Source organism: Jiella sp. M17.18, from assembly GCF_041027365.1.
GTDB lineage: Bacteria > Pseudomonadota > Alphaproteobacteria > Rhizobiales > Rhizobiaceae > VKMB-3413.
The window spans coordinates 19,720-41,558 of sequence record NZ_JBFTEH010000001.1 but is presented as its reverse complement, the minus strand read 5'-3'; the positions used below and the strand labels follow the sequence as shown (position 1 = coordinate 41,558).

Annotated in this window: 21 protein-coding genes; 9 read left to right on the top strand and 12 right to left on the bottom strand. The window is 69.2% G+C overall.

From position 1 onward, the window contains the following. Nucleotides 1–38: 38 nt before the first annotated feature. Nucleotides 39–953, bottom strand: coding sequence for a DUF1206 domain-containing protein (locus AB5S17_RS00205; protein WP_369234919.1), 915 nt, complete (start codon nt 951–953; stop codon nt 39–41). 162 nt (nt 954–1,115) lie between these two features. Further along, the gene (locus AB5S17_RS00200) at nt 1,116–1,634 is read right to left on the bottom strand and encodes a hypothetical protein (protein WP_369234917.1); all 519 of its coding nucleotides are present in this window, start codon (nt 1,632–1,634) and stop codon (nt 1,116–1,118) included. A 330-nt stretch (nt 1,635–1,964) separates the two neighbouring features. Between AB5S17_RS00200 and AB5S17_RS00195 the strand changes: the two genes are divergently transcribed. The 3 genes from AB5S17_RS00195 (at nt 1,965) to AB5S17_RS00185 (ending at nt 5,037) form a co-directional block, all read left to right on the top strand. Beyond that, on the top strand, nt 1,965–2,972 hold the full coding sequence (locus tag AB5S17_RS00195) for an LLM class flavin-dependent oxidoreductase (RefSeq protein ID WP_369234915.1): 1,008 nt from the start codon (nt 1,965–1,967) through the stop codon (nt 2,970–2,972). 230 nt (nt 2,973–3,202) lie between these two features. Next, nucleotides 3,203–4,453: a hypothetical protein gene (locus AB5S17_RS00190; RefSeq protein ID WP_369234913.1), complete on the top strand. Its 1,251-nt coding sequence runs from the start codon at nt 3,203–3,205 to the stop codon at nt 4,451–4,453. Next, entirely contained in the window at nt 4,450–5,037 is a 588-nt protein-coding gene (locus AB5S17_RS00185) for a protein-S-isoprenylcysteine O-methyltransferase (protein ID WP_369234911.1), read from the top strand. Before AB5S17_RS00190 ends, AB5S17_RS00185 begins: the two co-directional genes overlap by 4 nt. Before the next feature lie 30 nt (nt 5,038–5,067). Here AB5S17_RS00185 and AB5S17_RS00180 read toward each other — a convergent pair whose 3' ends face one another. The 3 genes from AB5S17_RS00180 to AB5S17_RS00170 form a co-directional block, all read right to left on the bottom strand. Then, on the bottom strand, nt 5,068–5,538 hold the full coding sequence (locus AB5S17_RS00180) for a MarR family winged helix-turn-helix transcriptional regulator (RefSeq protein ID WP_369234909.1): 471 nt from the start codon (nt 5,536–5,538) through the stop codon (nt 5,068–5,070). Between the two features lie 380 nt (nt 5,539–5,918). Further along, the gene (locus tag AB5S17_RS00175; RefSeq protein ID WP_369234907.1) at nt 5,919–8,090 is read right to left on the bottom strand and encodes a malate synthase G; all 2,172 of its coding nucleotides are present in this window, start codon (nt 8,088–8,090) and stop codon (nt 5,919–5,921) included. Between the two features lie 84 nt (nt 8,091–8,174). Further along, nucleotides 8,175–8,336 carry a hypothetical protein gene (locus tag AB5S17_RS00170; RefSeq protein WP_369234905.1) on the bottom strand — a complete coding sequence of 54 codons (162 nt, stop codon included), beginning with the start codon at nt 8,334–8,336 and terminating at the stop codon, nt 8,175–8,177. Nucleotides 8,337–8,571: 235 nt separating this feature from the next. On the opposite strand from AB5S17_RS00170, the gene AB5S17_RS00165 reads away from it, so the two are divergent. Then, nucleotides 8,572–9,534, top strand: a complete 963-nt coding sequence (locus AB5S17_RS00165) for a TAXI family TRAP transporter solute-binding subunit (protein ID WP_369234903.1) — start codon at nt 8,572–8,574, stop codon at nt 9,532–9,534. A gap of 89 nt (nt 9,535–9,623) precedes the next feature. Here the strand turns inward: AB5S17_RS00165 and AB5S17_RS00160 are convergent, their stop codons facing one another. Next, nucleotides 9,624–10,763 (bottom strand): DUF2336 domain-containing protein, encoded by a 1,140-nt coding sequence (locus tag AB5S17_RS00160; RefSeq protein ID WP_369234901.1) that lies wholly within the window; start codon nt 10,761–10,763, stop codon nt 9,624–9,626. A gap of 305 nt (nt 10,764–11,068) precedes the next feature. Here AB5S17_RS00160 and AB5S17_RS00155 point away from each other — a divergent pair, with 305 nt between their 5' ends. Together AB5S17_RS00155 and AB5S17_RS00150 are read left to right on the top strand one after the other, a co-directional pair. Next, entirely contained in the window at nt 11,069–11,299 is a 231-nt protein-coding gene (locus AB5S17_RS00155; protein WP_369234899.1) for a hypothetical protein, read from the top strand. A 238-nt stretch (nt 11,300–11,537) separates the two neighbouring features. After that, entirely contained in the window at nt 11,538–12,797 is a 1,260-nt protein-coding gene (locus AB5S17_RS00150; protein WP_369234897.1) for a cation:proton antiporter, read from the top strand. Between the two features lie 29 nt (nt 12,798–12,826). Here AB5S17_RS00150 and AB5S17_RS00145 read toward each other — a convergent pair whose 3' ends face one another. From AB5S17_RS00145 to AB5S17_RS00135, 3 genes are all read right to left on the bottom strand, one after another. Further along, the gene (locus tag AB5S17_RS00145) at nt 12,827–13,552 is read right to left on the bottom strand and encodes an MIP/aquaporin family protein (RefSeq protein WP_369234895.1); all 726 of its coding nucleotides are present in this window, start codon (nt 13,550–13,552) and stop codon (nt 12,827–12,829) included. Between the two features lie 114 nt (nt 13,553–13,666). Further along, a complete protein-coding gene (locus tag AB5S17_RS00140; protein WP_369234893.1) occupies nt 13,667–14,458 on the bottom strand; it encodes an SDR family NAD(P)-dependent oxidoreductase in 792 nt (263 codons plus the stop codon). Between the two features lie 156 nt (nt 14,459–14,614). Next, nucleotides 14,615–16,138: an AAA family ATPase gene (locus tag AB5S17_RS00135; RefSeq protein ID WP_369234891.1), complete on the bottom strand. Its 1,524-nt coding sequence runs from the start codon at nt 16,136–16,138 to the stop codon at nt 14,615–14,617. 153 nt (nt 16,139–16,291) lie between these two features. Here AB5S17_RS00135 and AB5S17_RS00130 point away from each other — a divergent pair, with 153 nt between their 5' ends. Then, nucleotides 16,292–16,636 (top strand): cytochrome c, encoded by a 345-nt coding sequence (locus AB5S17_RS00130; protein ID WP_369234888.1) that lies wholly within the window; start codon nt 16,292–16,294, stop codon nt 16,634–16,636. Nucleotides 16,637–16,671: 35 nt separating this feature from the next. Here AB5S17_RS00130 and AB5S17_RS00125 read toward each other — a convergent pair whose 3' ends face one another. Next, the gene (locus AB5S17_RS00125) at nt 16,672–17,274 is read right to left on the bottom strand and encodes a cyclopropane-fatty-acyl-phospholipid synthase family protein (RefSeq protein WP_369234886.1); all 603 of its coding nucleotides are present in this window, start codon (nt 17,272–17,274) and stop codon (nt 16,672–16,674) included. A gap of 306 nt (nt 17,275–17,580) precedes the next feature. Between AB5S17_RS00125 and AB5S17_RS00120 the strand changes: the two genes are divergently transcribed. Beyond that, the gene (locus AB5S17_RS00120; RefSeq protein WP_369234884.1) at nt 17,581–18,201 is read left to right on the top strand and encodes a DsbA family protein; all 621 of its coding nucleotides are present in this window, start codon (nt 17,581–17,583) and stop codon (nt 18,199–18,201) included. Between the two features lie 22 nt (nt 18,202–18,223). Here the strand turns inward: AB5S17_RS00120 and AB5S17_RS00115 are convergent, their stop codons facing one another. Then, complete coding sequence (locus AB5S17_RS00115; protein WP_369234882.1) at nt 18,224–18,907, bottom strand: D-lyxose/D-mannose family sugar isomerase; 684 nt, start codon at nt 18,905–18,907, stop codon at nt 18,224–18,226. A gap of 20 nt (nt 18,908–18,927) precedes the next feature. Next, the gene (locus tag AB5S17_RS00110; RefSeq protein WP_369234880.1) at nt 18,928–20,214 is read right to left on the bottom strand and encodes a glycerate kinase; all 1,287 of its coding nucleotides are present in this window, start codon (nt 20,212–20,214) and stop codon (nt 18,928–18,930) included. 203 nt (nt 20,215–20,417) lie between these two features. Here AB5S17_RS00110 and AB5S17_RS00105 point away from each other — a divergent pair, with 203 nt between their 5' ends. After that, the gene (locus AB5S17_RS00105) at nt 20,418–21,836 is read left to right on the top strand and encodes a cytochrome ubiquinol oxidase subunit I (RefSeq protein WP_369234878.1); all 1,419 of its coding nucleotides are present in this window, start codon (nt 20,418–20,420) and stop codon (nt 21,834–21,836) included. Nucleotides 21,837–21,839 lie beyond the last annotated feature (3 nt).

The window sequence follows — 21,839 nt, the reverse complement described above, 5'->3', positions numbered from 1 at the left end:
CTGCGGTGCTGCCCGGGCCGCTCGCAGCCGGGAACGATTCAGGTCGCGGCGCTCTTCACCCGCCTCTCGGCCTTGTCCTGCAGCCGGTCGGCGACGGTGATCGTGTCCTCGCCGGCGAGCCGCGGGATGACCCGGTAGATTGCCTCGATCAGGCAGTAGACGAAATAGAAGACGAGGCCGATCGCGACCGCGCCGAGCAGGACCCGGCCGAACGCCTGGTGCTGCACCGTCCGCAGCGCCGCGCCGATGCCGCCGGCCTGGCTCGGATCGTGCGTCCAGCCGGCATAGACGAAGAAGCATCCGACGATGACGATCACGACGCCCTCCGCGACGAGACCTAGCTTGCAGAGCGGGTCCAGCCGCTCGCTCGTCGAGGTCGACCGCAGGTGCGACTTGTACTTTCCCGTATAGGCCTTGACGAAGTAGTAGATGCCGGCGCCGAGGATCGCGATCCCGACGCCGACGACGATCCAGCGCCCGAAGGGATAGGACATCAGCCAGGCCGTGACGCCCTGCGCGCCTCCCGATCCGGAACTCCCGCCGGCGCCCGAGCCGCCTGACCCGGAGGAGCCGAAGAAGCCGCCGGAGAAGATCAGCGACGTCGCATAGGCCGCGATGCCGAGATTGACGAGGGCGGTGACGAACATGCCGCCGCGCGCGACGAAGCCCTTCGCACCGCTTCCATGATCCTCGAGATCCATCCAGCCGTCGATCGCCCGCCATGCGGCATAGGCGACGAGGCCGAGAGCGATGAGCGCCAAGAGAAGGACGCCGAGCCAGCCGCCGAGCAGATCCTGCAACGCCCCCTTGGTCCCCTCGGCCTCACCCGAGCCGTACCAGGCCGCGCTGAAGGCGAAGACGCCGATCAGAAGGTTCACCGTCCCGCGCGCGGTGTAGCCGCCACGCATCACGGGGTCGACCCATCCGGGCGTTTCGTCGCTCTGTCCTGCCATCGGCTTCCCTCACATGTTCGAGAGGGCAAACCGCCGATGGCCGCGCCGGTTCCGTCCGGCAGCTCTGGCCTATGTCTCATGCCGCGCGCCGCGCGAACGACCGCGTGCAGCCGCGGGCCTCGACCAGGACCGCCTGCCGGCGGCACCGTCGACGCGGCGGGATCAGGCGGCGGCCTGCTCCCCGCCCTGCGCGGCGTCGGCCTGCTCGGCCATGTTCGCCTTGTACTCGTCGACGACGGCGCTGCTCTTGGCGTCTGTGTCCGCTGCGGAGGCGGACGCCGTCGCGTCGTCGGCGTCGCCGTCATTGTTGGCAGCCGCGAGCTGGTTGAGGACCGACAGATCGCTCCGGCTGCCGGAGAGCCCGTTGGCGCCGGTGACCTGGCCGCCCTGCCCGGCCTGCGAGGTCGCCCCGGCACCGGACACGGCCGCCGGCTGCGAGCTGCTCGCCGACGTCGACTTCTGGGCGGCGGCAAGCTGGGCGGTGTACTGGTCGACCAGCGCCTGCTGCGTCGCCATCTCGTCGGCGTTCTGTGCAGCCTCCGCCTCGGCGAGCGCCTGTTCGGCGGCCGTCAGCTTCTGCTGGATGGCGGCGGCGTCGTCCGAAGAGGACGCGTCCGTGCCGGTGGTCGACATCAGGCTGCTGGCGACGGAGCCTGAACCGGAAGAGATCGTGAGCGACATGATTGCCTCGAAAGCGGGGGGACGGGAGCGGACGGCCCCTGCGGCGGAGCATCCGTCCGCCGGACGCTGGGCGGCAAACGTTAACCGTTGCTTGCCGCAACCGCCTCCGCAACATAGGGAAATATATCAGCCGCCCCGGTTACATTTCGACATGTCCGCGCGCGTCGCATCGCAGGGGGTCCGACCAGGGCGAACAGGCCGAGGGATGCTCTTTCCCATTCCCATACAGGCCGGCGCGCCGTCACGGCGACGGCGACACAGCGTTCGTCCTGCTGCCGAACCGCCGCCGCCTCCCCATGTAATCTGCGCGATCGCAAAACGAGGTTTTCCATGCTGCCGTATTCCGTCCTCGACCTCTCGCCCGTCCCCGACGGCTCCGACGCGCGCGCGGCGCTCCTGAATTCCGCCGATCTCGCGCGTCACGCCGAGGATCTCGGCTACCGCCGCTTCTGGATGGCCGAGCATCACAACATGCCGGGCATCGCGAGTGCCGCGACGTCCGTCACGCTCGGCTTCGTGGCCGCCGCGACGAAGACGATCCGGATCGGCGCCGGCGGCGTGATGCTGCCGAACCACTCCCCGCTCGTCATCGCCGAGCAGTTCGGAACGCTCGCGACGCTCTATCCGGACCGCGTCGACCTCGGCCTCGGCCGCGCCCCCGGGACCGACATGGGGACCGCGCGGGCGCTCCGCCGCAATCTCGACGCCTCCGACAGCTTTCCGCAGGACGTGGTCGAGCTGATGGCCTATTTCGAGCCGGCCGGCGAGGGACAGCGCCTGCGCGCCATTCCCGGCGAAGGCACGCGCGTGCCGCTGTTCATCCTCGGCTCCAGCCTGTTCGGCGCGCAGCTCGCGGCGCATCTCGGCCTGCCCTACGCATTTGCCTCGCATTTCGCGCCGGCCGCCCTCGACCAGGCGGTCGAGATCTACCGCGAGACCTACCGGCCGTCCGAGCGCTGGCCGCAGCCCTACTTCATCCTCGCCGCCAACGTCTTCGCCGCGGATACCGACGAGGAAGCCGTCTTCCTCAAGAGCTCGATGGAGCAGGCCTTCATCAACCTGCGCACGGGACATCCCGGCAAGCTGCCGCGTCCGGTCGAGGACCTCGCCTCCAAGGTCGATCCGATGGCGAAGGCGATGGTCGACCAGGCGCTCGCGGTCTCCGCGACCGGATCGCCGGCGAGCGTCGAGGGCGCGCTTTCGCGCCTCGTCGAGCGGTACCGGCCAGACGAGGTGATCCTCACCGGCCAGATCCACGATCATGCCGCCCGCAAGCGCTCCTTCACGATCGCCGCGGAGGCGATGCAGGCGGTCGGCAAGGCCCGGCAGGCGGCCTGACCCGGCCGGCGAGCAGCGGCGATCGGCGCGGGGCGGCATGGCCAGCCCGCAACACCAGCATCGCCCTGCGTCACGCGGCCTCTTCCGGCGGCCGCTGAGGCCCGTCCTCCCCTTCTCATTTCGCATCGGCTGATCTACCCCTGCCCATTCATCGCCCGCGCCTGCGGTCGACCGGCAAGCGGCTCCCGCCGCCAGGTCGCGCCGCCAGTGCGGACGGAGCGGGAGGATTCATGATCGCGGACAGGCTCGTCTTCCTGTTTCCAGGCTTCGAACCGATGCGGGCGGACGCGCATATCCGGCGCTTCGTGCGCGGCGCCGAAAGCGCCGCCGCGCTCTGGGGCTGCTCCCTCGAACATGCGCCGGCGACGCCGATCCTGGACGATCCTCTCTTCCCCGTGCTGGACACCGCCCTCGCCGGCACGGGCTTTCGCACCCGCACGCGGATCGTCTTCTGCGACTGGGGCGACCTCATCCTCGCCTATCGCGCCCGGCCGGCCGCCCTGCGCTTTGCCGCAGGCCTCGTGGCGCTGGCCGACTTCCTGATCAGCGGCACCGTCTTTCGCTACTATCGCGTCAGCTGGCGCTACGGCTTCTTCTACCTCTTCCCGATCGTCGTCACCGCCGCCGCGGCCGCGATCGGCTGGCTTGCCGGCAGCCTCGCCGCCGCCTGGATCGCCGGTGCCTTCGGCGTCGCCGCCGGCGCCCTCCTCGGCCTCGCGCTCTTCGCCGGCCTGCTCCTCCTCGCCGACCGCCGCATGCATCTTCTCACCGCCATGGACGACTGGGCGATGGCGCGCGACATCTGCCGCGGCCGCAACCCTGCGATCGGGCAGCGGGTGGAGCGGCAGGCAGCCGCCATCGCCGCCGCCATGCGGGCGCATCCGGCGGACGAGACGGTGCTCGCCGCCCACAGCCTCGGCGCCTCCATGGCGGTGCCGGCCCTCGCCGCGGCGCTCGCCGGCGGCCTCGTGCTCGATCGGCGCTTCCAGATCGTCACCGTCGGCTCCAGCCTGATGAAGACCGCGCTGCATCCCGCGGCAAAGGCGCAGCGCCAAGCGGTGGCGAGCCTGGTCGCCCGCCACGAGCTCCCCTGGACCGACTGCCAGGGCCTTTCCGACCCGATCAACTTCTACAAGTCCAACCCGGCGACGTCGCTGAAGATCAGGGACGGCCGCACCCCGAAGGTGGTTCGCGTCCACTTCAAGCACATGGTCAAGCCGGAGACCTACCGCAGGATCAAGCGCGACTTCTTCCGCCTGCACCGGCAGTTCGTCCTGCCGGTCGAACGCCGCTGCCCCTATTCGTTCCACATGCTTCTCATGGGGCCGAACCCCGTCGGCGACTTCGCCGAGACCAGGAGCGTCGACGTGCCGCCGCTGACCGCGGCGAAACATCCGCCCGCAGGAATGGCCGCGCCCGAACGAGCGGCGGAATCCGGACCGTCCAAGGAGCGTCGCATGACAGAGGGAGACGAGCGATGACCGCGCTCCTCGCCGGCAAGATCCTGTGGGTGCTCACCGTCGTGGGCTGGTATGTCATCCGCTACCCGTTCGAGCGGCGGGCGAAGCGCAAGCGCGTGGCGGCGACCAAGCGCGGCGCGGCCGAGACGATCCGGATGCTGATCTCGTTCAGCGGCCTCGGCATCGTGCCGGGCATCTTCGTCGCCAGCGGCTGGCCGCGCTTTGCGAGCTATCCGGCGTCCTGGCTGCAGATCGCGGCCGGCGTCGTGGTGATGATCGTGGCGCTCGTCCTCTTCCGCCTGACCCACAAGGCACTCGGGCGGATGTGGTCGGTCTCGCTCGACATCCGCGAGCAGCACGAACTGGTGACGTCCGGCATCTACCGGCGCCTGCGCCACCCGATGTACTCGGCCTTCTGGGCGATGGCGCTCGCCCAGGCCCTGCTCCTGCCGAACTGGATCGCCGGCCCGGCGGGGCTCGTCGGCTTCGGCATCCTGTTCTTCTCGCGGATCGGGCCGGAGGAACGGATGATGGAAGAGACCTTCGGCGACGCCTATCGCGCCTACCGGACCCGCACCGCGCGGATCATCCCCGGCGTCTACTGACGCGGCCGGACCGGAGGCGTCCCGTCCAGATCAAGCCGCCGCCGCATCTCCGAGGATGTAGGGGTCCTTGGTCAGGTTGGCGCGCATGCGCGTCAGCAGCGCCCGGACGGTATCGCGCTCCTCGTCGGTAAAGCCGTCGGTGATCCGCTCGAAGACCTTCGCGGCGATCGGACGGGTGTTCTCGAAGACGACCTCGGCGGCGTCGGTCGGATTGACGACCTTCGCCCGGCGATCGTTCGGATCGGTGGCGCGCGTGACGAGGCCGCGCGACTCCAGCCGGTCGAGATAGGCCGAGAGCGTCATCGGCTCGACGCCCATGCGCTCGGCCAGCACGGCCTGCCGCGCCCCCTTGAAGCGCGCAACATGCGCGAGTGCCCGCAACTCGCCCGGCGTCAGTTCCACCCCGGCTTCCACGACGGCGTGCTCGAACTCCTGACGGAACAGGCGGGCGACATCGACGATGAGGAAACCGAGCGAATTGCTCGGAAGAAGCTGCGGCATGTTTCGTCTCCCAATGGCACGGTCGGCTGCGCGTGCCGGTTCTTGTCTGTCGATTTCCTGTCGGCGATCTTCTTGAAAACGCCGGAGGAATCGACCGTTCGTTAAAGGCCGGTGACCGAATGCTCAACCCGGTGCGCCATTGTCACACAGGGCCTCTCCCGGCGCCTCGACTGTGCCAAAACAACACGGTTACACATTTGATAATTTTACCTTACCAAGCGCGATTCGGCCGCGCAACCTATTGTTGCCCAAGCGATTTATCATCCAGAATGAATTATCGTATGTCGATGAAAAAGCGGGCGAACCCGTCATGGGCGCGCCCGCTCGAAGGAGGTTATCCGGTCAGACGTGCGGCATTCGGCCACACTTGTCCTAAGGTCTTAGGAAACCATGGCGGCCTTCTTTTCCAGCCGCCGCCGATGCAGCACGGGCTCGGTGTAACCGGACGGCTGTTCGCGGCCGAGGAAGACCAGATCGCAGGCCGCCTGGAAGGCGATCGACTGGTCGAACCGGGGCGCCATCGGCTGGTAGTTCGGGTCGCCGGCGTTCTGCTGGTCGACCTTCGCCGCCATCTCCTGCATCGCCTCCATCACCTCGTCCTTCGAGACGACGCCGTGATGCAGCCAGTTGGCGATGTGCTGGGAGGAGATCCGGCAGGTGGCCCGGTCCTCCATCAGCCCGACATCGTCGATGTCCGGCACGGTCGAGCAGCCGATGCCCTGGTCGATCCAGCGCACGACATAGCCGAGGATGCCCTGCGCGTTGTTGCGCAGCTCCGCCTTCACCTGCTCCTCCGGCCAGTTGGCGCGGTTGGCGAGCGGGATCGTCAGGATGTCGGAGAGGAGCGCGCGGCGTCCCTTCTCGGCGATGGCGTCCTGCCAGGCGAGCACGTCGACCTTGTGGTAGTGCGTGGCGTGCAGCGTCGCAGCCGTCGGGCTCGGCACCCAGGCGCAGTTGGCCCCCGCCTGCGGGTGGCCGACCTTCTGGGCCAGCATGTCGTGCATTTTGGCGGGCGCCGCCCACATGCCCTTGCCGATCTGCGCCTTGCCCCGGAAGCCGCAGGCAAGGCCGACGTCGACGTTCCAGTCCTCATAGGCCTTGATCCAGGTGCGGTCCTTCATCGAGGTCTTGCGCACCATCGGCCCGGCCTCCATCGAGGTGTGGATCTCGTCGCCGGTGCGGTCGAGGAAGCCGGTGTTGATGAAGAACACCCGGTGCTTGGCGGCGCGGATGCACTCCTTGAGGTTCACCGTGGTGCGGCGCTCCTCGTCCATGATGCCCATCTTGATCGTGTAGCGGTCGAGGCCGAGCGCGTCCTCGACGCGGCCGAAGAGCTCGTCGGAGAAGGCGACCTCGTCCGGCCCGTGCATCTTCGGCTTGACGATGTAGATCGAGCGGGCGCGCGAGTTCCTGAAGCCGCCGGTCTTCTTCAGGTCGTGGATCGCGATCATCGAGGTGATCATCGCGTCGAGAATGCCTTCCGGCGCCTCCGACCCGTCCTTCAGCAGGATCGCCGGATTGGTCATCAGGTGGCCGACATTGCGGATCAGCAGCAGCGACCGGCCGGGCAGGCTGAACGGCGTGCCGTTCGGGCCGAGATAGTCGCGGTCGGGGTTCAGCCGCCGGGTGACCGTCTCGCCGCCCTTTTCGAACGTGTCCTCGAGATCGCCCTTCATCAGGCCGAGCCAGTTGCGGTAGACCGCCGTCTTGTCCTCGGCATCGACGGCCGCGATCGAGTCCTCGCAGTCGCAGATCGTCGAGACCGCCGATTCCATCAGCATGTCGGCGACATGGGCGCCGTCGTTGCGGCCGATCCGGTCCTCCGCGTCGATCGTCACCTCGACATGCAGGCCGTTGTGCTTGAACAGCACCGCGCTCGGCGCCGCCGGGTCGCCGCGATAGCCGGCGAAGGCCGTCGGGTTCTTCAGCCGCGCCGTCTTGCCGTCGGCATAGCGGGCGACCAGCGTCCCGCCCTCGACCGTGTAGGCCGAAACGTCGATGTGGGAGATGCGGTCGAGCGGCGCGACGCCGTCGAGGAAGCTCTTCGCCCAGGAGACGACGCGTGCGCCGCGGGCCCGGTCGTAGCCCTTGCCCTCGGGCGCATCGCCCATCGCATCGGTGCCGTAGAGCGCGTCGTAGAGCGAGCCCCAGCGCGCATTCGCCGCGTTCAGCGTGTAGCGCGCGTTCATCAGGGGCACGACCAGCTGCGGCCCCGGCACCAGCGCGATCTCCGGATCGATGTTCCTCGTCTCGATCGAGAAGTCCGGGCCCTCCGGGACGAGATAGCCGATCTCCTCCAGGAACGCCCGGTATTCGCTCATGTCGATCAGCTTGCCGCGGCGTTCGCGGTGCCAGTCGTCGATCGCCGCCTGCATGCGGTCCCGGACCTTGAGCAGGTCGCGGTTCTTCGGCGCCAGATCCTCCAGAATGGCCGACAGGCGCGGCCAAAAGGCGTCGGGCGCGATCCCGGTTTCGGGAAGCGCTTCGCGATCGACGAATTCCTTGAGAACCCGCGCGACCTTCAGGCCGTGAACCTCGATCATGTCGGGCATCGATTTCCTCCAATGCTGCCTAGCCCGGAAATCGGGCATGCATCGGCGGAAGTCAATTCCGCGGCTGACCGACCAACGTATACGTCAGGACCCGGAGCGCGGCGTCGCATCGGTCGGCACCGCCTGGCCCGGCGGTGTCCGGCCCATCGGGGAGTTCAGGTCCTCGGCGAAATAGAACGTGCCGATCCCGATCAGGATGAGCACGACGGCCCCGACCACGACGACGATGGACTGGTTGATGTTCATGCGCGACGACCCTCCCGTTTCGGCAGCAAGACTCGGCTGATGCAGCCGAGGTTCCCTCCCCGCTCCGCAGACATCTCGCACGGCACACGCGCGCGCCGCAACGCCCGATGCGCCGAGGAGCTTTCCGAGAAGCGGCCGGGGCGGCGAATGTGCGGGGCAAGGGTTGAGCTTGCCGCAGCGTTCGTTGCAAGCTGAGGCACGGGCCGCTTCGGCCCAATCCTCGGGAGGGTACACCATGCAGCATATCAAGCGCCTCGCGGCGCCCGCTTTCGCCGCCTCGCTGGCGCTCGGACTGGCGTTCGCGCCGGCCGCCGCCTCGGCGGCGCAGTTCATCAACGTGCTCACCGGCGGCACGTCCGGAGTCTACTATCCGCTCGGCGTCGCGCTGGCGAAGATCTACTCGGACAATATTCCGGGCGTGAAGACGCAGGTGCAGTCGACCAAGGCTTCGGTCGAGAACATCAACCTGATCGCGCAGGGGCGCGGCGAGATCGGCTTCGCACTCGGCGATTCGGTCAAGGCGGCCGCCGAGGGCGACGCCGAGGCCGGCTTCAAGCAGCCGGTGAAGAAGCTGAGGGCGATCGCCGCGATCTATCCGAACTACGTCCAGATCGTCGCCGCCAAGTCCTCCGGCATCACCGACCTCGCGGACCTGAAGGGCAAGGCGCTGTCGGTCGGCGCGCCGGCCTCCGGCACGGAGCTGAACGCGCGGGCGATCTTCAAGGCCGCCGGCATGAGCTATGACGATCTCGGCAAGACGGAGTACCTGCCCTTCGCCGAATCGGTCGAGCTGATCAAGAACCGCCAGCTCGACGCGACGCTGCAGTCGGCCGGCCTCGGCGTCTCCTCGATCCGCGACCTCGCCTCGTCGATCCCGATCACCGTCGTCGCGGTGCCGGAAGCGATCGCCACCAAGCTCGGCCCTCCGTTCCAGTCGGCGACCATCCCGGCCGGCACCTATGACGGCCAGGACAAGCCGGTGAAGACGCTGGCGATCACCAACATCCTGGTGACCTCTGCCGACGTTCCGGACGATCTCGTCTACCAGATGACCAAGCAGCTCTTCGAACACCTGCCGCAGCTGGTCGCGGCACACAACGCGGCCAAGGGCATCGACCCGAAGACCGCGGCGAAGAACCTGCCGGTCCCGCTGCATCCCGGCGCCGAGCGCTACTACAAGGAAGCCGGGCTGCTGTAAGCGGGCCAAGGCCGTCGAGGCCGGGCGCTGCGGTGCCCGGCCTCGAGCTCTCGAGTCGCGACCGGGACAGCGCTGCCACGCCGGTGCGATCAGGCGGCGAGCCGCCTTGCCCGGTCCTTCGCCGCGCCGCAGGCGGCCTCGCCGGTCAGCCGGCGCAGGAGCTGCATCATCTCCGGGAAGCCGTCGAGGTTGCGCGCCGCGACATGGCCTTCTGACAGGCGCTGCGTCACCCGCTCCAGGACGGTCTGGGCGTCCGCCGTCTCGCCGCGCCGGGCGATGTCGCGCCATATCCCGATCGCCAGCTGGAACAGCGGCGCGGCGGCCGGCGGCAGGCCGCAGCCCGAGACGAGCGCCCGGAAGGCCGTCTCCCGCCCCTCGGCGACCACCGCCCGGACCCGCCGCTGCGACAGCGGCGACAGCTGTGACAGGATGGTGGTGAAGAGGTCGATATTGCCGGATGCGACGGTGCGGATGAGCAGCGCCATCGTCAGCTGGCCGCTCGCTCGCAGATGCTCGACGAAGCGCGGCAGTTCGGCCTCGCCGAGTTCCTCCGCGAGGATCGCCGTCGCCCGCTCCCCGGCCTCCAGCGTCACGCGCCGGGCCCGCTCGGCGCCGACGAGGTTGCACAGGAGCGGCAGGCCGGCCAGCGCCTCGCCGGTGCGCAGGATAAGTGCCTGGCGGACCCCGATCGGCAGGTCCGGGCGGGCGAGCAGCGCGCCCCGCACCTCCGCCTCGTGGCCGAAGCGTTCGACGATCCGGCGAAAGCTCATCTCGGCGAGCGCCGCATTGGCGTTGTCGCAGAGCGCCAGCACCGCATCGCGGCCGCCGAGTTCGGCGAGCGCCGCACCGACGCGCAGCGAGACCACCGGGCGCGCGGCGATCGCGCCCTTCAGCTTCTCCGAGCCGACCGCGACGAGGTCGACGAGGTCGTCGTCGGTCAGGACCGGCGAGATCTCCGCCACCGGACAGGCGATCGAGTCGTTGTCGGCGCACAGCGTCAGGACGAGCGCCCGCGGCACGTCGAGGCCATAGGCGAGGATCTCGGCCATCGTCCGGCGCACGCGCGGCGAGGGATCGTCGAGCATCAGGGTCAGCGTCGTCTCGACCGTATGGCGATCGCCCACCGCGATCTCGCCCGCGACCAGCGCTCCGGCCAGCGTCTCGGCCGCTTCCACGCGCTGCGCCGTGGTGGCGGTTTCCGACCAGCGGGCGAAACGTTGCAGGATCATGAGCGGGAGACCTTCTGCGGACGGAATGCTTCTGCCGGGCATCGTCGGACGCAAAGGTTTAGGTTTCGTTCACCATAACCGTCGCCGGCGCAAAAAAGGTCGCAGCGCCGGTGAAGCGCCCCGCACCGGTCGCACGCGGGGCCAAGGGCCGGCGCTGCAGGCATCTCCTGCCAGCGGCTCGCTCCGCGCCGAGGCTTCGGCTTCCCTCACCTTCGCGTGTCGTGCCGATACAGGGCGAGGATCGTCATGTTTCTGCCGTCGCGCTCCCGCATCGTTCCCGCACCATCGACAGCGAGGACATGGCTATGATGGAATTCCCCCACATCAACATCCCCTTCGCCCTGCCGTTCGGCGCTCTGCCGCTGCCCAAACAGGCCGAGGCCCGCCTGGCCGATCCCACCCTGGCGGACGACTGCCTCAGCGGCGAGCCGAGCCTCTCGGAAATCCTGGACGACCCGATCGTCCGGATCCTGATGGCATACGACCGCGTCGATCCCGACGCGCTCGAGGAACTCCTCGTCGAGCGCTTCTGCTGACGCTCGACCGGCAAGACACAGCCCGAGCGAAGGGCTTCCCGGCCGCACGGCCGGGGAGCCCTTTTCGCGTCGCAGGACGGATCACGAGGAACGGAAGACGAGTCCCACGGGCTGGCCGGCTGTCGCGCGGGGCGGGAGGGCATCGACGGCGCCGCCGGAAATCCGGCCGCCCGCCGTTCCCAATCCGGGCAGAGCGGCTAGTCTTGCGCAGGTCGCCCGTTCCAGCCTCGTGAGGGTCATGCTGTCCGTCTTCGACCTGATTTCCATCCTGCTCGTCATCACCGCGGTCTTCGCCTGGATCAACCACCGCCTGATCCGGCTGCCCCACACGATCGGCCTCCTCGTCGTCGGCCTCGGCGCGTCGCTGCTCTTGATCGCCGTCGACTTCGCCGTGCCGAACACCGGGCTCTACGAGAACCTCACGAGCTTCATCCGGCAGATCGACTTCCGCTCGGCGGTCCTCGACGGCATGCTCGCCTTCCTGCTGTTCGCCGGCGCGATGCATGTGAACCTCGCCCGGCTGAGGAGCCGGGCCGGCGCGGTCGGCGTGATGGCGACGATCGGCGTCCTGATCTCGACCGCGATCGTCGGCGGCGGCTTCTATGTGACCGCCAACTGGACCGGCCTTCCCATGACGCTGGGCTGGGCGCTGGTCTTCGGCGCGCTGATCTCACCGACAGACCCGGTGGCCGTCCTCTCGACGCTGAAGGCCGTGAAGGTGCCGGAAACGCTCGAGACGGACATGAGCGGCGAGTCGCTGTTCAACGACGGCGTCGGCGTCGTGGTCTTCACCGCGATGCTGGCGATCGCGGCCGGCAGCGGCTCCGGCGGCGAGCCGGTCGGTCCGATGCGGGTGGCGGAGCTGTTCTTCGTCGAGGCGCTGGGCGGCGCCGCGCTCGGTCTCGTCGCCGGCTACATCGCCTATCGCTCCATGCGGGCGATCGACGACTATCCGATCGAGGTGCTGACCTCGCTGGCGCTCGTCGCCGGCACCTATGCGCTGGCCGACCATCTGCACATGAGCGGTCCGATCGCCGTCGTGGTGGCGGGGCTGCTGATCGGCAATCGCGGCCCGCACGACGCCTTCAGCGACCTCACCCAGCGCTACATGTTCGGTTTCTGGCAGCTCGTCGACGAGGTGCTGAACACCATCCTGTTCCTGCTGATCGGGCTGGAGGTACTGGTGCTGCGCTTCGACCTCTCCTTCGCCTGGGCGGCGCTTCTGGCGATTCCGCTGGTCTTCGTCGGCCGGCTCGCCTCGGTCGCGGCACCGGTCTTTTTCCTGCATCGGCGCCAGCCCTTCGTCGCCGGGACGATCCCGGTGCTCACCTGGGGCGGCTTGCGCGGCGGCATCTCGATCGCCCTGGCGCTGTCGATCCCCGAGACGCCGGAGAAATCCGTGATCCTTGCCGCGACCTATGCGGTGGTGCTGTTCACCATCATCGTGCAGGGGCTGACGCTCAAGTCGCTGGTCCGCCGCGTCGTGCGCGAGGCCTGACGCTGCCGCCCGTCGGCGGCGAGGCCCAGTCAGTCGCCGCCGGATCCCTCCTTCGGCTTCTTCTCGCCCTTCGAGCCGAGAAAGGCCTTCGTCGTCGCTCCTGCCAGCGCGCCGCCCGCCACCGGCGCGAGGATGTAGAGCCAGAGCTGGTCGATCGCGTCCCAGCCGGCGAACAGCGCCGGGCCGAGCGAGCGCGCAGGGTTCAGCGAAGGGCCCGTGACCGGCCCGAAAGCGATGTGCAGGGCGGCGACCGTCATACCGATGAACAGCCCGTCGAGCTGCGACTTGCGGCTCTCGTGCCGCACCACGAGGAAGACCGAGACGAAGGCGAAGCTCGCGGCGAGCTCCGTCACGAAGGCCGCCCACCACGGCACGTGCAGTCCCCAGCTCCAGCCATTGGCGCCGAAATGGTGCATCTCGGCCCGTCCCAGCGCCTGCGGGCTGGAATGGGCGACGATCGCGACGACGCCGGCGCCGAGGATGGCGCCGACGCATTGGGAGGCGACATGCGCGGCGAGGTGCTCGCGCGGGAAGCGCTTGGCGACGAGGAAGCCGGCCGTCACCGCCGGGTTGATATGCCCCCCGGAGACCTCGCCGATCAGGTAGATCATCGCCGCGACCGACAGGCCGAAGACGAGACCGGCGGCCAGGGACCCCAGCGCCTGCGACGGCGCGAGACCGGCGAGCGCGATCGTTCCGGTCCCGCAGAGGACCATGAAAAAGGTGCCGAACCCTTCGGCGACATATCTGCGCAACCCGCTTCTCCCGTCCGATGTGCTGCCGCCGGCGGTCAAGGATCGCGCCGGCCGGCGGCTGCCGAGAGAAAGCGGACGATCCGCGGACGGTTCCTCCCGCTAGCCGGCCAAGGATCAGAGCGTCTTCAGCATGCCGCCGTCGACGAAATAGGTCGAGCCGATCGAATAGGTCGCCTTGTCCGAGCAGAGGAAGACGAAGAAGTGCGCGAGTTCATCCGGCGAGCCGAAGCGCTTGATCGGCGCGTGCTCGTCGGCGACGCCCTGCAGATAACCCTCCCAGTCGCCGCCGTTGTCCGCCGTCAGCTGCTTTGCCGTCTTGATCCAGTCGGGCGTCAGGATCAGGCCGGGATTGACGCAGTTGACCCGGATGCCCGCGCCGACCACCTCGTTCGCGAGCGTCTTGGAGAACATCATCAGCGCCGACTTGGTGACGTTGTAGATCGGCTCGTACCAGAGCGGCTGGGCGGCGCAGATCGAGGCGTTGTGCAGGATCACGCCGCCGCCCCGGCGCTTCATCTGCGGCACGATCCCGCGCGCGAGGCGCACGGCGGCCATGACGTGCAGGTCGAAATAGGCCTGCCACTTCTCGTCCGGGGCCTCCATGATCGTCTCGTTGGAGCCGGTCCCGGCATTGTTGATGAGGATGTCGGCGCCGCCGAAGCGCGCTTCCGCCGCATCGATGACCGCCTGCGTCCCCCCGGCGGTCGCGACATCCGCCGCAACGCCGACGGCCGCGACGCCGTACGTCTCGGCGATGCGGGCGGCCTCCGCCTCCACACGCTCCCGCCCCCGCGCGGCGAGGACGAGATTCGCCCCCTCCGCCGCGAGCCCCTCGGCGACCGCCAGGCCGATGCCGACCGATCCGCCGGTGATCACCGCGACCTTGTTCTTCAGACCGAGATCCATGGCGCTTCTCCTCCCCTGCCCTGTTCCGGAGGCGCCACTATCGGCCGGAGGCGCCGCGGAAGGGAAGCCGGCATGTGCAGGGAGAGAGACAGAACGAAGGCGGGACCGGCAGCCCCCGCCCCGGCCGCCGCTTCGCCGCCTCGCGGCCACGGCTGGCTAGCGCTCCAGCGCCGACTTCGCCGCCTCGCAGGTCCGGGCAATACCGCCCTCGCTCGGCACATGCCGCCACTCGACGACGCTGCGCGGCTGCTCCGCCTGCATGCGAACCACCGCGGCCGTCGCGTCCGAAGGATCGCCCCTTCGCGCCGAGACTCGCTTCACCAGCTCGTCCACCGGCGCCTCCAGCCACAGGCCCTGGAACGGCACACCGGCGCGCTCCGCGACGGCGGCGATCCGCTGCCGGTCCGGCCCCCGGTCGAAGACGGCGTCGGCGACGACGCTCCATCCGGACGACAGGATCCGTGCGGCCGTGTCGGCGAGTTCGGCATAGACCTGTTCGGAAACCCCGCTGGCATAGGCCTCCGGCGGCAGCCGGGTCTCCGCGGCAACGCCGTAGCGGCGCTTGCGCAGGCGATCGCTCGCGAGGATGCGGGCGCCGGGGGCCGAGCCGAGATGCGGCGCAAGCGCCGCGGCGACGGTCGACTTGCCGGAGCCGGACAGGCCGCCGACCGCGACGAGGCGGGCGGGCCGCTCCTCCAGAAGCGTCAGCGCGAGATCGAAATAGGCGTGCGCCTCGTCATACAGCGCCTGGTCCCCGTCCGTCTCCGCCGCCCGCGTCGCCGTCACATGCGCCCGCACCGCCGCGCGCACCGCCATGAAGAACGGCATCAGCGGCAGCCCGTCCGCTTCGTCGCTCGCGTCGAGATACCGGTTCATGACCCGGTTCGCATGGTCGCAAAGACCGCGGTGCCAGAGGTCCATGAGCAGGAAGGCGAGGTCGTAGAGCACATCCGTCGTCGCCATCGCCTCGTCGAATTCGAGGCAGTCGAACAGCGTCGGCTCGCCCTCGAAGAGGCAGATGTTGCGCAGATGCAGGTCGCCGTGGCAGCGGCGGATCCTGGCCGCCCGCCCCCGCGCGTCGAGGAGAGGCGAACGGCTCGCGAGCGCAGCGCGGAAGCTTGCGTTGAACTCCGCGACCGCATCCTTGACGAAGACGTCTGTGGTGGCGAGCGCCGCCTCGTTGATGTCGAGCACGCTGGCCATGACCGCGGAGCCGCTGCGATCGGTCGCGACCTCCGCCGCGGCATGGAAGGCGGCGATCGTTTCGCCGAGGCGGGTGACGAGCGGCACGGTCAGCCCGCCCGTCTCCGCCATCCTGTCGAACAGGCAGCCCTCGTCGAAGCGGCGCATCTCGACGACGGCGTCGACGAGTTCGCCGTCGTCGTCGAATTCCAGGCCGCCGTCCCGGCCGCGGGTGATGCGCCGCACCGCGCGGTAGAGCGTCGGGGCCGTGCGCCGGTTGAGCTCCAGCTCGCGCTCGCAGGCGATGAGCCGCTTCTCCGGCGTCGAAAAGTCGACATAGCCGAGCTTCACCGGCCGCTTCAGCTTGATCGCGGTCTCGCCGGAAAGGAGGATGATCGAGATGTGCGTCGTCGCCGTTTCGACACTCTCGGCGGAAAGCCGACCGAAGGCATGCGCCTTCAGGAAGGCGATCGTCTTCTGCGTGGCCTCGTCCTGCATGCCGTTCCCGTCCCCTGCCGCTCCGAGCGCGACGAAAAGCACGCTCCCTGCCAAGCCATAATGAACCGGGACATCTGACCTTGATCGACGTCAAGGCGATGACCGGGGCAGCGTCCATTCTCTGCCCCCTTGGGAAAAGCGAGGGGTAGAGCCATGCTGAGATGCAACGCCATCGCACGGGCACTGATCGCCGCGACAGCCGTCTGCCTCGCTGCCTCGCCCGCCTTGGCGGCAGGTGCCGACCCCGCCATGATCGCCGAGGGAAAGGCGATCGTGACCGCGAATTGTTCGCGCTGCCACGCCGTCACCCGCACCGACAAGAGCGCCCATCCGCAGGCGCCGGCCTTCCGCACGCTGTCCCGGCACTATCCGGTGGCCGACATCGAGGAGGCGCTGGTCGAGGGCATCGTCAGCGGCCATCCCGACATGCCGGAATTCGTGCTGACACCGCTCCAGGCGCACGCCGTCGTCCTCTATCTCCAGACCATCCAGGACTGACGGAGCGGCAGCCGCCGAAGGCTGCTCGGCGCCGTTCAGGCGGACGGACGCCGCGCGACGAGGTCGATGAGAGCGGAGCGGCCGCCATGGCCGCTGCCCTCGAAGATTTCCGAATCGTGCTCCTCGAGATGCAGGATCTCGAGATCGCCGAAGGCCGCCTCCAGCATCGCCCGCGTGTACATGTTCTCGCGATGCGGCGGACCGCCGGTGCCGTAGTCGACCTGCTCCGGACGGTAGCCCTGAAGGATCAGCAGGCCGCCGGGGGCAAGCGCAGCCTTCATCGCCTCGAACAGGAAATCGCGCAGCGCAGGGTCGGCGAACTGGATGAAGATCCCGGCGACGACGTCGTATTCGCCTCTCGGCCAGTCCCAGGCCGCCACGTCCGCCAGCCGGGCGTCGAGCGTCACGCCGCGCGCGGCTGCGAGCCGGCGCGCCTTGGCGAGACCGCGCTCCGAGGCGTCGATCGTAGTCACCGACAGGCCCTCCGCGGCGAGGAAGACGCCGTTCCGCCCCTCTCCGTCCGCAACCGCCAGGGCCCGCATGCCGGGCCGCAGGCGATGCGCCTGCGCCTTCAGGAAGGCGTTGGGCTCGGTTCCGAAGAGATAGTCCTCTCCGCCATAGCGCTCGTCCCACGTCATCGCTGCGTCCCATCCTCCTGCAGGTGTCGCCGATAGATCCGGCCTGGCCGCATCCGCCGACGGTAGCTTCGCCGGTACAGCGTCCCCGCGCAACGCGGCCGGGCGCGGATCGGACGCATCCGGGCATCCGCCGGAATGCCGCCTCACGGCTTCGTTCCTTCCTGAACGCGCGCGATCCCCCTAAGGCTGCCGGCGAGCCGGAGGACAGAGAAGCTTTGCCGCAGCGAAGCGGGCGACGGCGTCTTGCGTCGGCGCGGCGCCGGCCGGCGGCGGTTTCGTACGGCAGAGAAACGGGGACACGACACCATGCCATCAGCCTTCGACCGCAGGCGCTTTCTGACCGCGACCCTCGCCGGCGGCCTCGCGCTCGCTGCCGGACCGGCTCTCGCGGCACCCGATCCGCTGTCGAAGCGGGCGGTGCTCTACGATCCCGCGGCGCCGGTCCTCGGCAACCCCAGGGGCGACGTCACCGTCGTCGAATGGTTCGACTATCAGTGTCCCTACTGCAAGAAGGCCTATCCCGAGGTCATGAAGACCGTCGCGGAGGACGGCCATATCCGGCTGGTGATGAAGGACTGGCCGATCTTCGGCCTGCCGTCGGAATATGCCGCGCATCTGACGCTCGCCGCGGGGAAGTACCGGCCGCGGGCGCTCGACGCGCTGATGAAGACGCCGGGGCAGCTGACGGACGCGACGATCGACGCCAGGCTCACCGCCGCCGGCTTCGACGTCGCGGCCCTCAAGGCCGCCTATGCGCGCAACCGGACGCGGATCGACGCGCTCCTCAAGCGCAACAAGGCGCAGGCCGAGGGCTTCGGCTTCTTCGGAACGCCCGCCTATATGGTCGGCACGACGCTGTTTCCGGGCGTGCCCGCCATGGCGGACTTCAGGCAGGCGATCCGGGACGCGCGGGCCGCCGGGCGCTGAAGCCGAGCGGCCTGCGGCAGCCTCAGAGCCAGACCTCGTAGTCCGACACCAGAAGGTGCAGCGGCGCCTCGTCCTCCTCGACGTTGGAGAACCGGCCGATCGGCTCGCGGAAGATGTTGTCGGTGCGGTCGTCGTTGACGGTCGAGACCTCGCCGATCAGGACGTCGCCGCCCTCGCCCCAGAAGGCGTGCCAGTTGCCGGGCATCAGCGTCACGCTCTCCCCCGGCTTGAGCCTCAGGATACCGCCGGCCGGGAGCTTGCGCGTGATCCCGTCGGTGACGACGGTCACCTCGGCGCTCTCGTCGACTGTGCCGTCCGGCCCGCTCTCGAAGAGCTCCAGCGCCAGTGTCGCACCGCCGCGGTTGATGATGTCCTCGGCCTTCACGATGTGCCGGTGCATCGGCGAGATCTGGTCCTGGCGCGAGATCATGATCTTCTCGGCATAGAGCATGCCGCGCCCGGCGGTGAGGTCCGCCGCATCGCCGTTGCGCACGGTAAAGAGGAAGAGGCCGAGCTTGTCGAAATCCTCGCGGCCGTAGTCGGTGACGTCCCAGCCGAGGCGGCGCTCGACGATCTGCGCAATCTCGCTCCGGCGCGCCTTCATCTCCTCCGGCGACCAGTAGGCGAAGGGCGGCAGGACATAGCCGAAGGAGCGGATGAACGCGTCGGCGTCGCGGATGATCTCGTTGATGCGAGAGCGTTTCATGGAGGACCTCCCTGGCGCCGTCACCCGACGAGGATGATGCGGCAGTCGTTGACGTTGGTGTGGGTGGGGCCGGGCACGAAGAGATCGCCGAGCGCCGCGAAGAAGCCGGTGGAATCGTTGTCGGCGAGCGCCGCCTGCGGGTCGATCCCGGCTGCCCTCGCCCGCGCCAGCGTGTCCGGCAGGACGAAGGCGCCGGCGGGGTCGCTGGCAAGGCCGGTGCCGCCGTCGGTCCCGTCGGTGTCGCCCGCCAGCGCCGCAATGCCCTCCGCACCGCTGAGCGCGATCGCCAGCGAGAGGGCGTATTCCTGGTTCGGCCCGCCCCGGCCCTCGCCGCGGATCGTCACCGTCAGCTCGCCGCCGGAGAGGATCGCGCGCTTCTCGCCGCGGCGCTTCGCCTCCAGCGCCAGGGCCGCATGCGCCGCGGCCACGTCGCGCGCCTCGCCCTCGACGTCGGCGCCGAGGCTGGTGACGGCATAGCCGAGAGCTTCGGCCGCTTTTGCCGCCGCGGCGAGGGATGCCGCCGGGGTCGCGACGATCGCATAGGTCGTGCCGGCGAAGGCCGCATCTCCGGGCTTCGGCGTCTCGTTGGCGGGATCGGCCAGCGCCACCACGCAGGAGGCCGGCAGCACGATGCCGCGCCGCTCCACGATCGCCCGGGCCTCGGCGAGGGTGGTCGCGTCCGGCACGGTCGGCCCCGAGGCGATGACCGAAGGGTCGTCGCCGGGAACGTCGGAAATCGCCAGCGTCACCAGCCGCGCCGCGCCGCAGGCCTTCGCGAGCCGCCCGCCCTTGATCTGCGACAGGTGCTTGCGCACGCAATTGATCTCGCCGATGCCGGCGCCACTGCGAAGCAGCGCCCGCGTCACCGCCTGCTTGTCTTCGAGCGACACGCCGTCGGCCGGCAGCAGCCAGTTCGCCGAGCCGCCGCCGGAGATCAGCGCCAGCACGAGGTCGTCCGCGCCGGCGCCGCGTGCGAGGCGCAGCACCTCGGCGGTCGCGGCGAGGCCGGCGGCATTCGGCACGGGGTGGCCCGCCTCGACGACCCGCACCGGGTCCGCCGACAGGCCGTAGCCGTCACGCGTCACAGCGATGCCGGCGATCCGCCCCGCGGCGAGCCCATGCGCCTCGCGGTAGTGCCGGACCGCCGCCGCCGCCATGGCGGCCGCGGCCTTGCCGGCGCCGAGGATGACGACGCGGCCGCGCGGCGGCTCCGGCAGATGGGCCGCGAGGACCATGTCGGGATGCGCCGCCGCGACGGCCGTCGCAAAGATCGCCGCAAGATCTGCTCTGGTGGAACTCTCGCTCAAGCCACGTCTCTCCCCCGCCCGCCGGACGATTGTTAGCAAGCGACGCGAGGGCCTTGCCAGCCGGCGGCTGAAGCCGAAATGGCGTCTCACGCGGCCTATGCCAGTTTGTCCTGGGCCAGATTGTCCAAGGACGCTTCGCCGCGTTGCACCATATTCACCTGCCGAACATATCACGAGCGTCAGGACAACCCCGGAGACAGCCGATGTTCGACGGTTTCGACCCAGTCAATCTGGCGCGGTTCCAGTTCGCCTTCACGGTGGCGTTCCACATCATCTTCCCGGCCTTCTCGATCGGCCTCGCGTCCTTCCTCGCCGTGCTCGAAGGCCTATGGCTGGCGACCGGCAAGGCCGTCTACATGGACACCTTCAAACACTGGGTGAAGATCTTCGCCGTGTCCTTCGGGATGGGCGTCGTCTCCGGCATCGTGATGAGCTACCAGTTCGGCACCAACTGGTCGGTCTTCGCCGACAAGACCGGGCCGGTGCTCGGGCCGATGATGGCCTATGAGGTGCTGTCGGCCTTCTTCCTCGAGGCCGGCTTCCTCGGCATCATGCTGTTCGGCCAGAAACGGGTCGGCAACGGGCTGCACTTCTTCGCCACCGTCGTCGTCGCGATCGGCACGCTGTTCTCGGCCTTCTGGATCCTGTCGGTGAATTCCTGGATGCAGACGCCGCAGGGCTACGGCTTCAACGCCGCCGGCCAGTTCATTCCCGAGGACTGGTGGGCGATCGTCTTCAACCCCTCCTTCCCGTACCGCCTCGTCCACATGGTGCTCGCCGCCTATCTCACGACGGCCTTCATCGTCGGCGGCGTCGGCGCCTTCCACCTCCTGCGCAACCGCTACAATGCCAGCGCCCAGACGATGTTCTCGATGGCGCTGTGGATGGCGCTGATCGTCGCGCCGCTCCAGATCCTCGCCGGCGACCAGCACGGGCTGAACACGCTGGAGCACCAGCCGGCGAAGATCGCCGCGATGGAGGGGCATTTCGAGGCGAACGCCAAGGGTCCGATGCCGCTCACCCTGTTCGGCATCCCCGACATGCAGGAGGGGCGGACGAAATACGCCCTCGACATTCCCTATCTCGGCTCGCTGATCCTCACCCATTCGCTGGACGGCGAGATCAAGGGGCTGAAGGCCTTCCCAAGAGAGGACTGGCCTGACTCCACGGTGATCTTCTGGACCTTCCGCGCCATGGTGGCGATCGGCTTCGCCATGCTCGGCATCGGCCTCTGGTCGCTGGTCCAGCGCATCCGCGGCAGGCTGCACGAGTCGACCTGGCTGCAGCGGGCGATGGTGGCGATGTCGCCCGCCGGCTTCGTCGCGGTGATCTGCGGCTGGGTGACGACGGAAATGGGCCGCCAGCCCTACACGGTCTACGGCGTGCTGCGGACCGCCGAGAGCCATTCGCCGATCGCTGCGGCCGGCGTCGGCGGCTCTCTGATCGCCTTCGTCATCGTCTACTTCCTGCTGTTCGGCGCCGGAATGTTCTACATCCTGCGGCTGATGTCGAAGGAGCCGCGGCCCTTCGAGGAGGATGTCCCGCGCCAGCCGACCCGCACGGCCGGCATCACGCCGGCGCCCTCGCTCGAAGCCCGCACCGTTCCCGATCCGGCGGAATAGAGG